Source organism: Massilia sp. 01N410 (genome assembly GCF_056399665.1).
The window spans coordinates 178,312-187,351 of record NZ_JBFTRV010000010.1 but is presented as its reverse complement, the minus strand read 5'-3'; the positions used below and the strand labels follow the sequence as shown (position 1 = coordinate 187,351).

The 9,040-nt window shown below is 60.4% G+C and carries 15 protein-coding genes and 1 tRNA gene; 15 read left to right on the top strand and 1 reads right to left on the bottom strand.

Annotated elements, in window-relative coordinates; all coding sequences use genetic code 11:
- The 8 genes from AC1DOP_RS15675 to AC1DOP_RS15640 form a co-directional block, all read left to right on the top strand.
- On the top strand, nt 1-149 hold a 149-nt coding region (locus AC1DOP_RS15675; RefSeq protein WP_477252125.1), incomplete at its 5' end, for an EF-Tu C-terminal domain-related protein.
- 201 nt (nt 150-350) lie between these two features.
- A complete protein-coding gene (rpsJ, locus tag AC1DOP_RS15670; RefSeq protein ID WP_005663509.1) occupies nt 351-668 on the top strand; it encodes a 30S ribosomal protein S10 in 318 nt (105 codons plus the stop codon).
- Between the two features lie 88 nt (nt 669-756).
- Entirely contained in the window at nt 757-1,329 is a 573-nt protein-coding gene (locus AC1DOP_RS15665) for a GNAT family N-acetyltransferase (RefSeq protein WP_442124872.1), read from the top strand.
- A gap of 302 nt (nt 1,330-1,631) precedes the next feature.
- Complete coding sequence (locus AC1DOP_RS15660; protein ID WP_442124871.1) at nt 1,632-2,072, top strand: hypothetical protein; 441 nt, start codon at nt 1,632-1,634, stop codon at nt 2,070-2,072.
- 157 nt (nt 2,073-2,229) lie between these two features.
- A complete protein-coding gene (locus AC1DOP_RS15655; RefSeq protein WP_442124870.1) occupies nt 2,230-2,520 on the top strand; it encodes a hypothetical protein in 291 nt (96 codons plus the stop codon).
- A 108-nt stretch (nt 2,521-2,628) separates the two neighbouring features.
- On the top strand, nt 2,629-2,937 hold the full coding sequence (locus AC1DOP_RS15650) for a hypothetical protein (protein WP_442124869.1): 309 nt from the start codon (nt 2,629-2,631) through the stop codon (nt 2,935-2,937).
- A gap of 191 nt (nt 2,938-3,128) precedes the next feature.
- Nucleotides 3,129-3,353 (top strand): hypothetical protein, encoded by a 225-nt coding sequence (locus tag AC1DOP_RS15645; RefSeq protein ID WP_442124868.1) that lies wholly within the window; start codon nt 3,129-3,131, stop codon nt 3,351-3,353.
- Between the two features lie 54 nt (nt 3,354-3,407).
- A complete protein-coding gene (locus AC1DOP_RS15640; RefSeq protein WP_442124867.1) occupies nt 3,408-4,412 on the top strand; it encodes a LacI family DNA-binding transcriptional regulator in 1,005 nt (334 codons plus the stop codon).
- Between the two features lie 4 nt (nt 4,413-4,416).
- Here the strand turns inward: AC1DOP_RS15640 and AC1DOP_RS15635 are convergent, their stop codons facing one another.
- A complete protein-coding gene (locus tag AC1DOP_RS15635; protein ID WP_477252119.1) occupies nt 4,417-5,532 on the bottom strand; it encodes a mechanosensitive ion channel family protein in 1,116 nt (371 codons plus the stop codon).
- A gap of 123 nt (nt 5,533-5,655) precedes the next feature.
- Between AC1DOP_RS15635 and AC1DOP_RS15630 the strand changes: the two genes are divergently transcribed.
- The 7 genes from AC1DOP_RS15630 (at nt 5,656) to rplV (ending at nt 9,037) form a co-directional block, all read left to right on the top strand.
- Nucleotides 5,656-5,732, top strand: a tRNA-Val gene (locus AC1DOP_RS15630).
- 265 nt (nt 5,733-5,997) lie between these two features.
- Nucleotides 5,998-6,654: a 50S ribosomal protein L3 gene (gene rplC, locus AC1DOP_RS15625; protein WP_258844038.1), complete on the top strand. Its 657-nt coding sequence runs from the start codon at nt 5,998-6,000 to the stop codon at nt 6,652-6,654.
- Between the two features lie 3 nt (nt 6,655-6,657).
- Entirely contained in the window at nt 6,658-7,278 is a 621-nt protein-coding gene (rplD, locus tag AC1DOP_RS15620; RefSeq protein ID WP_290414987.1) for a 50S ribosomal protein L4, read from the top strand.
- Nucleotides 7,275-7,592, top strand: a complete 318-nt coding sequence (gene rplW / locus AC1DOP_RS15615) for a 50S ribosomal protein L23 (RefSeq protein WP_442124865.1) — start codon at nt 7,275-7,277, stop codon at nt 7,590-7,592. Before rplD ends, rplW begins: the two co-directional genes overlap by 4 nt.
- Nucleotides 7,592-8,422 (top strand): 50S ribosomal protein L2, encoded by an 831-nt coding sequence (rplB, locus tag AC1DOP_RS15610; protein WP_442124864.1) that lies wholly within the window; start codon nt 7,592-7,594, stop codon nt 8,420-8,422. The genes rplW and rplB overlap by 1 nt, the downstream gene beginning before the upstream one ends.
- A 10-nt stretch (nt 8,423-8,432) precedes the next feature.
- Nucleotides 8,433-8,708 carry a 30S ribosomal protein S19 gene (gene rpsS / locus AC1DOP_RS15605; RefSeq protein WP_047826122.1) on the top strand — a complete coding sequence of 92 codons (276 nt, stop codon included), beginning with the start codon at nt 8,433-8,435 and terminating at the stop codon, nt 8,706-8,708.
- On the top strand, nt 8,705-9,037 hold the full coding sequence (gene rplV / locus AC1DOP_RS15600) for a 50S ribosomal protein L22 (RefSeq protein ID WP_170976705.1): 333 nt from the start codon (nt 8,705-8,707) through the stop codon (nt 9,035-9,037). Before rpsS ends, rplV begins: the two co-directional genes overlap by 4 nt.
- Nucleotides 9,038-9,040: the final 3 nt, after the last annotated feature.

Genomic DNA, 9,040 nt, shown 5'->3' with positions numbered 1-9,040 from the left:
CCGACAAAGAAATGGTGATGCCGGGCGATAACGTGTCGATCACCGTCAAGCTGATCGCCCCGATCGCGATGGAAGAAGGTCTGCGCTTCGCAATCCGCGAAGGCGGCCGTACCGTCGGCGCCGGCGTGGTTGCCAAGATCATCGCCTAATTTCGGTTAGCGTGATTCGCCGGTGGGCGCCTTTGCTGGCGTACCACCGGCACAACGGATGGGGACGGACTTTTCGGTCTGTCCCCATCTGTTTAAGTGAGAACGGTGATATACTCCCGCCTCTTGAGCAGTACCGAATTACCCGAAGCACCTTTTACACATTGCCGGCGCAAGCCGGAACGTTCTTTTAAAGGAAATAGCATGTCCGCTCCGAATCAGAAAATCCGTATCCGCCTGAAAGCGTTCGACTACAAACTGATCGACCAGTCCGCTCTGGAAATCGTCGACACCGCCAAGCGCACCGGCGCCGTCGTCAAGGGCCCGGTCCCGCTGCCGACCCGCATCCAGCGTTTCGACGTGCTGCGTTCCCCGCACGTGAACAAGACCTCGCGCGACCAGTTCGAAATCCGTACGCACCAGCGTCTGATGGACATCGTGGACCCGACCGACAAGACCGTTGACGCACTGATGAAGCTGGACCTGCCGGCTGGCGTCGACGTCGAAATCAAGCTGCAATAATCACGTGTCACCCGGCGGATTCGTCTGCCGGTGAAGACGGGGCTGGCACCGCTTTGCGGGCCGGCCCCGTTTTTTTTCCGGAGGCTCCATGCACGAATCCATCGTCATCGATACGCCCCGCCTGCGCCTGCGACAGTGGCGCGACAGCGATTACCCGCACTTCGCCGCCATGAATGCCGACCCGCGCGTCATGGAACATTTCCCGGCTCCGCTCGACCGCAGTGCCAGCGATGCCTTCGCCGAGCGCCTGCGCGCCGAGATCGTGGAACGCGGCTGGGGTTTCTGGGCGCTCGAGCTGCGCGAAGGAGAGGGGCATTTTGCCGGCGTCACCGGCCTGCGCGTGCCGGTGACGCAGCTGCCCATCGGACCCTGCGTCGAGATCGGCTGGCGCCTGGCCGCCCCGCACTGGGGAAAAGGCTATGCGTCGGAAGCGGCGAGCGCCGCCCTGGCCCACGGCTTCGAGGTGCTCGGCCTGGACGAAATCGTGTCCTTCACGGCCCTGCCGAATCTGCGTTCGCGGGCCGTCATGCGGCGTATCGGCATGCGCCACGACGGCGAGATCTTCGAGCATCCGAACGTCGCGCCAGGCCATCGCCTGCGCCCGCACTGCCTGTACCGCATGCGCCGCGAGGAGTGGAAGGCGCAAGGCCGCGTCCGCTGATCTTTGCGCTTCCGCGCCGCCTACGCCGCCTACGCCGCCCGCACATGGCCGACGCCCCCGCTGCCTGGCTGCGCCGCTGTCACGGACTAATAAAGTCCGCCACAACCTAATAAAGTTCGCCACAAAACAATAAAAGCTGCCACAAGGGCTCTAGCGGTACTCCGATGCCCCGCGACTTGTCGAGGTGGCAACAAGGTCGTACACTGAGCCATACCGATCGTCTGCTATCGGCCACAAGCGGCCTTTGCAGTCCAGCGGTACGGCCCTTCAAAGATTGTTGGCCGCAGACCTGAGGGGGAGCGATGGAATTTGGAATCGTGATTCGTATTGTTGGGGTTGACGCCGATGACGGCATGCTCACTGCAGCTGTCGACGTAGCCAGCCGTGGGTTCAGAGGAGTATCAGAGGTCTACACGACTGCAGACGCGCTCAAGGATCTGTCCTCACGACTCGAACTCTTTCCTGAAGGCCCCACAAAATCCCTTGAGTTCCAATTTGGAATCCCCGGTGGTTACGGATACCTTGGCCTCGCGTTCTCAGTCCTCGATGCGACAGGACGCTGCGCCTGTCAAGTGCGTTTGGAGTCGAACTACCTCCCGGCCTACGGGCATGGAAGCAAGAACCGAATCGACGTAGACATGGGCGTCGAGCCAAATGCGATTGACCGCTTTGTTTCTGACCTACAAAACCTGCTCAACAGCGAGACAGGAGAAGCGGTTTTAGAAGGAATCGAAAAGTTCTAATAAGCAGGTAAATCTGGCCATAAAGGATGTCCGCAATGGGTCGACTGCTGCCTGTCGTGACAGTCGAAGAGTTTGTCGGCTAGGCAATATGCTTTGCTGGCTCGGCAAATCGAGTACGGCTTAAAGCGATCATTATCGATGAAGGCTTAAGTGTAAGATGAAAAAATTAGTTGTACGGTTGTCACAAGTTTGCGCATTAGGCGCTTTTGTTTTTGCTATTTACAATTTTTCAACGGCGCCGACGTCGACCACGCTCGCGACCATCGCCGTTGCTCTCCTGCTCAGCGTGTCCGGTATCGCATTGGCAACCGTAAATTACAGAATGAATGTGCAAGATATCCCGTTGAAAAAAGAATCACCGGATTGGGGACCTTGGCAAAAAGCGTGCGCTGCTCTGTTCTATATTCTCTTGTTCGCTTCCTTAGGCTTTAAATTTGTCGGAAATTGAACCAGTCGACGTTTCCCCCGTTAACTGGCCTCTAACGTGCCGTACAGAACGGCCGAGTACGGCCAGGAGCAGACGCTTCGGAGACCTAAATTCGAGAGGCAGAAGTCGATGAGCAGCATAGGAATGATCTTCAGAGCAGATAGCCCGTTCCACACTTTGCCTGTGGACTGGGTTCCATGTCCGCTCGGGCCGCGCGGCTTTGTCGAACAGGTTGTGTCCGCCGCCATCCAAACGGCGCAAGGCGAAACCTCTACTCTCACGATCAACGTTGAGAATGAAGATGAATGCGCAGATCCACGCATTGTTTCGGTGTCGGGAGTTTGGGGCGAGACCGAAATGAAAGCTATCAGGTCAATTTGCAGATCGCTTGACGCCCGCTTTTACGATGCAGAACTGGCGGATTTCATCGAGCTATAAGGCTGCTGGTGGGCGGTAGGCGACCGGTTGAATGCGCAGTCGTAAGCGGACTCTCGCGCACCCAACGTGCCGTCTAGGCTGTGGCAGACTTTATTGTTGCAAGTGAACGGTGCAAGACCGTTCGCCGGGCTGTTGTGGCAAACATTATTTGCAAGAACAGCAGCCGGAATCGGTCCGCCTCATAGAGGACCTTGTGGCAAACTTTATTGTTAGTTCAAAGCCGCCACGGCATCGAGCGCAGCTGCGCCCTGCGCGTCTTGGCCTCTGCTTTCGACAAGCCGAACACCGCTCTGACCCTGAAAGAGGAGGGTCAGGCCCGCCTGCGCCACCTGGGCGTCGAACGCGGCGGACTGTTCTGTATCTTTTTATACATTGACAACCCGAAAGACTTGGTTCGGACGCTGTCCCTGCACTGAATGTGTTGTGATTGTTGAAACACATCGGCGATAATCGCCCCTCAGGGGGACGCGATGGCGACAATGAAGCAGGTAGCGGAGCGCGCCGGGGTCTCGATCTCGACGGTGTCGCATGTGATCAACAATACGCGCGCCGTCAGCGCCGATGTGCGCAAGCGGGTGCTGGATATCATCGACGAGATGCGCTACGTGCCCAGCGCCGTCGCCCGCAGCCTCAAGAACGACAAGACCAACACCATCGGCGTGCTGGTGCCGAACAGTTCGAATCCCTATTTTGCCGAGCTGATCCGCTGGATCGAGGACGCCGCCTTCGAGCTCGGCTACCACATCATCCTCTGCAATACCCACGGCGGCGCGCAGAAGCAGAGCGCCTATCTGCGCCTGCTGATGGAGAGGCGCATCGACGGCCTGGTGCTGGTGGCGAGCGGCGCCGACGAAGAGCACGAACTGCTGCTGCGCAGCCATGAATCCGTGCCCATCATCCAGCTCGACCGCGCCTTGCCGGGGCTGGATGCCGACCTGGTGCTGGCCGGGCAGGAAGAGGGTGCTTACCGGGCCACGCGCCACCTGATCGAGCTGGGCCACCGCGCCATCGCCTGCGTATCCGGGCCGGCCGACCTGCCGCGCAGCTGCGAACGGGTCGGCGGTTTCCTGCGCGCCATGGCCGAGGCCGGGATCGAGGTGCCGGACGACGATATCATCCGCGGCGAATTCAACAGCGCCGGCGGTCTGGCCGCCTTCTCCAGCCTGCTGACGCGGCCCAGGCGGCCGACGGCCGTGTTCGTCACCAGCGACCTGATGGCGATCGGCGGGCTGTGCGCCGCCAGCAGCGCCGGCGTGCGCGTGCCGGCCGAGCTGTCGGTGGTGGGCTACGACGACATCTGCGCGGCCTGCTACGCCTCCCCGCCGCTGACTACCATCGCGCCGCCCAAGCGCGAGATGGCGCGGCTGGCGGTCGGCCGGCTGATCGAACGCATCCGCGGCGGCGGCGAGGCGCTGCGCAGCATCGCCCTCGACAGTGCGCTGGTGGTGCGCGCCTCTACCGCCCCCTTGTACTGAGACCTCAGCCCACTGCCGGCGGCAGCGGCGCCGGGCCGCGTTCGACCGCCACCAGTCCCTCCTTTTCCTGCGCGGCGACGTCCCGCGCATCGTGCACGTGCAGGGTCTGCGCCGGGCGGGCCAGTTCGACGCCCATCTCCTCGAAGCGGTCCAGCAGCTGCAGGTAGATCTCCTGCTGGATGTCCATGAAGCGCACGTAATCGGGCACCTCGACCCAGTACACGACCTCGAAGTTATAGGAGGACGGTCCGATCCCGCTGAAGTGGGCGCGGTCGAAGGTGACCGGCTCGCGTGCCTTGACCAGTTCGGTGAGCAGCGGCGGAATCTCGCGCAGCCTGGCGGTCGGCGTGTCGAAGGTGACGCTGACGCCGAACACGACGCGGCGCCGGCTCATGCGCGTCATGTTCTGCAGCCGGCTCTTGAGCAGGTCGGCATTCGAAAACACCAGCTGCTCGCCGCCCAGGCTGCGGATCCTGGTCGTCTTCAGGCCCACGTGCTCGATCGTGCCCAGGTATTTGTCGACGATGACGAAGTCGCCGATCACGAAGGGCTTGTCCAGCACGATGGAGAGCGAGGCGAACAGGTCGCCGAGGATGTTCTGCACCGCGAGGGCCACCGCGATGCCGCCGATGCCCAGCGAGGCCACCAGGGTCGTGATGTTCACGCCGAGGTTATCCAGGATCATCAGGAGGATCACGATCCACAGCACCATGCGGGCGATGAAGCCAACCGCCGCGGCCGAGGTGGCGCGCGCCGGGTCGGCATTGCTGCCGCCGTAATACTCGGCCAGCCAGGCGCGCAAGGCGGTATTGCCCCAGACTGCCGCCTGGATCAGGCCGACCACGATGGCGAAGCGCGTGGCGAACTGGTCCACCGACGCCGGCAGCAGCAGCACCGTGCTGCCCGCATACAGACCCATGATCAGGATCGCCAGCGTCCTGGTCGCGTGCAGCGCGGCCACGGCGATATCGTCGAGCTTCGTATCGGTACGCGCCGCGATGATGCCCAGACGGTGCACCACCACGGTTTTCGTCAGCTGCAGCGCCAGCGCGACCCCGACAGCGACGCCGAGCGCCGTCAGCCAGGTCAGTACCGAGTTATCCAGGAACATCACTTCCATTCAACATCCTTTCCAGATCGGCTCACGTGAGCTTTGCCATTGTACCGAGGGAGGGGCGTAGAAAAGTTTTCACGGATGGGTATTGCGCTTTACCAAAAGACGACCTTATAATGCGGCCTCCCCGGGCGGTTAGTTCAGCTGGTTAGAATACTTGGTCGACATCCAAGGGGTCGCAGGTTCGAATCCTGCACCGCCCACCAGAATTCCTCCATATCGCAGGCCCCGAGCCTGCAGAGAAAAGGTGAAGTAAGCCTTTTCTGTGCCGTTCGACAAGAACGGATTCCTTTCTTCTCCATGCCAAAAGCGTAAAACGCAACAGAGCGCGTTACTCCTCGCATTCTCCTGTTGCGCCTACTCGACGCGCGCGCTATACTAGCCGGCTTCGGTATGGGCTAGTCTTTTTTTGCCCATGCGTTTTTGTAGTTCAATTAGCCCCGCCCAATCGTAGGTGGGAATGGAGAAAAAATGAGCCTGGGCCTCCTCGGTCGCAAGGTTGGCATGATGCGCATCTTCACGGACGACGGCGATTCGATTCCCGTCACCGTGCTGGACGTGTCGAACAACCGTGTTGCGCAAGTAAAAACTCCTGAAACTGACGGTTACTCCGCTGTTCAGGTCGTATTCGGTCAACGTCGCGCCTCGCGCGTGAACAAGGCCAGTGCGGGTCACTACGCCAAAGCTGGTGTCGAAGCCGGTACGCTGCTGAAGGAATTCCGCATCGACGCCGCTCAAGCCGCTGGTTTCAAAGCTGGCGACGCAGTCAATGTCTCGATGTTCGAAGTGGGTCAGAAAATCGACGTGCAAGGCACCTCGATCGGTAAGGGCTACGCCGGTACCATCAAGCGTTACAACTTCTCCTCGGGTCGTGCTACCCACGGTAACTCGCGTTCGCACAACGTGCCGGGTTCCATCGGTATGGCACAGGATCCGGGTCGCGTGTTCCCGGGTAAGCGCATGACCGGTCACATGGGTGATGTCACTGTCACCACCCAGAACCTGGAAATCGCCCGTATCGACGCCGATCGTCAACTGCTGCTGGTGAAGGGTGCCGTTCCTGGCGCCAAGAACGGCCAAGTCGTTGTCAAGCCGGCTGTCAAAGTCAAAGCAAAGAAGGGAGCTTAAACGATGGAACTGAAGCTCCTGAATGAGCAAGGCCAAGCCGGCTCGAACGTGAGCGCCACCGACGAAGTCTTCGGTCGCGATTACAACGAAGCACTGATCCACCAGATCGTGGTCGCCTACGCCGCCAACGCGCGCTCGGGCAACCGCAAGCAGAAGGATCGTGAAGAAGTCAGCCACACCACCAAGAAGCCGTGGCGTCAAAAAGGTACGGGCCGCGCTCGTGCCGGTATGTCGTCCTCGCCGCTGTGGCGTGGTGGTGGTCGTATCTTCCCGAACTCGCCGGACGAGAACTTCTCGCACAAGGTCAACAAGAAGATGTATCGCGCCGGTATGTGCTCGATCCTGTCGCAGCTGGCCCGCGAAGAGCGTCTGAACGTCGTCGAGAACCTGACCATCGAAGCTCCGAAGACCAAGCTGCTGTCGCAAAAGCTGCAGGGCATGGGCCTGGAATCGGTCCTGGTGATCACCGACACCATCGACGAAAACCTGCTGCTGGCATCGCGCAACCTGCCGAACGTGCTGGTTGTCGAGCCGAAGCACGCTGACCCGATGTCGCTGGTGTTCTACAAGAAAGTCCTGGTCACCAAAGCTGCTCTGGCCAAGATCGAGGAGATGTACGCATGAGCGCCGCAATCAAATTCAGCGAAGAGCGCCTGATGAAGGTGCTGCTGGCTCCGGTCATTTCCGAAAAGGCGACCTTCGTCGCTGAAAAGAACGAACAGATCGTGTTCAAGGTTCTGCCGGACGCAACCAAGCCGGAAATCAAGGCCGCCGTCGAGCTGCTGTTCAAAGTCGAAGTGGAATCGGTGCAGACCGTGAACCGCGAAGGCAAGCAGAAGCGCTCGGGTCGTTTCATCGGTCGCCGCAACCACACCAAGCGTGCTTTCGTGGCCCTGAAGCCGGGTCAGGAAATCAATTTTGTCGAGGAGGCTAAATAATGGCACTCGTTAAGATGAAGCCAACCTCCCCAGGCCGCCGCGGCATGGTGAAGGTTGTGAACAGCGACCTGTACAAAGGTCGTCCGTTCGCAGCCCTGGTTGAGAAGAAATCGAAGACCGCTGGCCGTAACAACAACGGTCACATCACGACCCGTCACATCGGCGGTGGTCACAAGCACCACTACCGTGTCGTGGACTTCAAGCGCAACAGCAAGGATGGCATCCCGGCCAAGGTCGAGCGTATCGAATACGACCCGAACCGTACCGCCCACATCGCCCTGCTGTGCTACGCCGACGGCGCACGTGCCTACATCATCGCCCCGAAGGGCGTTGCTGTCGGCGACACGCTGATGAACGGCGCGGAAGCCCCGATCAAGGCCGGTAACTGCCTGCCGATCCGCAACATCCCGGTTGGTACCGTGATGCACTGCGTCGAAATGCTGCCGGGTAAAGGCGCACAGATGGCCCGCACCGCCGGCGCCGCTGTCGTGCTGATGGCTCGTGAAGGCACCTACGCTCAGGTTCGCCTGCGCTCGGGTGAAGTGCGCCGCGTGCACATCGAGTGCCGCGCCACCGTGGGTGAAGTCGGCAACGCCGAGCACAGCCTGCGCAAGATCGGTAAAGCCGGTGCGATGCGTTGGCGCGGTGTCCGCCCGACCGTCCGCGGTGTCGTCATGAACCCGATCGACCACCCGCACGGTGGTGGTGAAGGTCGTACGGCTGCCGGTCGTCATCCGGTGTCGCCATGGGGCCAGCAGACCAAGGGCAAGAAGACGCGTTCGAACAAGCGCACTTCGTCGATGATCGTCTCGCGCCGCGGCAAGAAATAAGGGATAAAACATGACTCGTTCATTGAAAAAAGGGCCGTTCATCGACGCCCACCTGGTGAAGAAAGTCGAAGCTGCGCAAGCCGCCAAAGACAAGAAGCCAGTCAAAACCTGGTCGCGCCGCTCGACGATCACTCCGGACTTCATCGGTCTGACCATTGCCGTGCACAACGGCAAGGTGCACGTGCCGGTGTACGTGTCGGAGAACATGGTCGGCCACAAGCTCGGCGAATTCGCGCTGACCCGTACGTTCAAGGGCCACGCTGCTGACAAGAAGGCGAAACGATAATGGAAACTAAAGCAATCCTCAAAGGCGTTCGCCTGTCCGAGCAGAAGGGCCGCCTGGTTGCGGACCTGATCCGCGGCAAGAAGGTCGACGCTGCGCTGAACATCCTGCAGTTCAGCCCGAAAAAAGGCGCGACCATCATCAAGAAAGTGCTGGAGTCGGCAATCGCCAACGCCGAGCACAACGATGGTGCCGACATCGACGAACTGAAGGTCGTTCAGATCTACGTCGAAAAGGGTCCGATCCTGAAGCGCTTTACGGCTCGCGCCAAAGGCCGCGGTGATCGCATTTCGAAACAATCCTGTCACGTCTACGTGACTGTCGGTAACTAAGGA

Excerpts from the sequence above, each read along its gene's own strand:
- rpsS (WP_047826122.1), top strand. The coding sequence starts at position 8,433 with ATGACTCGTTCATTGAAAAAAGGGCCGTTCATCGACGCCCACCTGGTG.
- rplW (WP_442124865.1), top strand. The coding sequence starts at position 7,275 with ATGAGCGCCGCAATCAAATTCAGCGAAGAGCGCCTGATGAAGGTGCTG.
- rplB (WP_442124864.1), top strand. The coding sequence starts at position 7,592 with ATGGCACTCGTTAAGATGAAGCCAACCTCCCCAGGCCGCCGCGGCATG.
- rplD (WP_290414987.1), top strand. The coding sequence starts at position 6,658 with ATGGAACTGAAGCTCCTGAATGAGCAAGGCCAAGCCGGCTCGAACGTG.
- rpsJ (WP_005663509.1), top strand. The coding sequence starts at position 351 with ATGTCCGCTCCGAATCAGAAAATCCGTATCCGCCTGAAAGCGTTCGAC.
- AC1DOP_RS15635 (WP_477252119.1), bottom strand. The coding sequence starts at position 5,532 with ATGGAAGTGATGTTCCTGGATAACTCGGTACTGACCTGGCTGACGGCG.
- AC1DOP_RS15650 (WP_442124869.1), top strand. The coding sequence starts at position 2,629 with ATGAGCAGCATAGGAATGATCTTCAGAGCAGATAGCCCGTTCCACACT.
- rplC (WP_258844038.1), top strand. The coding sequence starts at position 5,998 with ATGAGCCTGGGCCTCCTCGGTCGCAAGGTTGGCATGATGCGCATCTTC.
- AC1DOP_RS15640 (WP_442124867.1), top strand. The coding sequence starts at position 3,408 with ATGGCGACAATGAAGCAGGTAGCGGAGCGCGCCGGGGTCTCGATCTCG.
- AC1DOP_RS15655 (WP_442124870.1), top strand. The coding sequence starts at position 2,230 with ATGAAAAAATTAGTTGTACGGTTGTCACAAGTTTGCGCATTAGGCGCT.
- AC1DOP_RS15660 (WP_442124871.1), top strand. The coding sequence starts at position 1,632 with ATGGAATTTGGAATCGTGATTCGTATTGTTGGGGTTGACGCCGATGAC.
- AC1DOP_RS15665 (WP_442124872.1), top strand. The coding sequence starts at position 757 with ATGCACGAATCCATCGTCATCGATACGCCCCGCCTGCGCCTGCGACAG.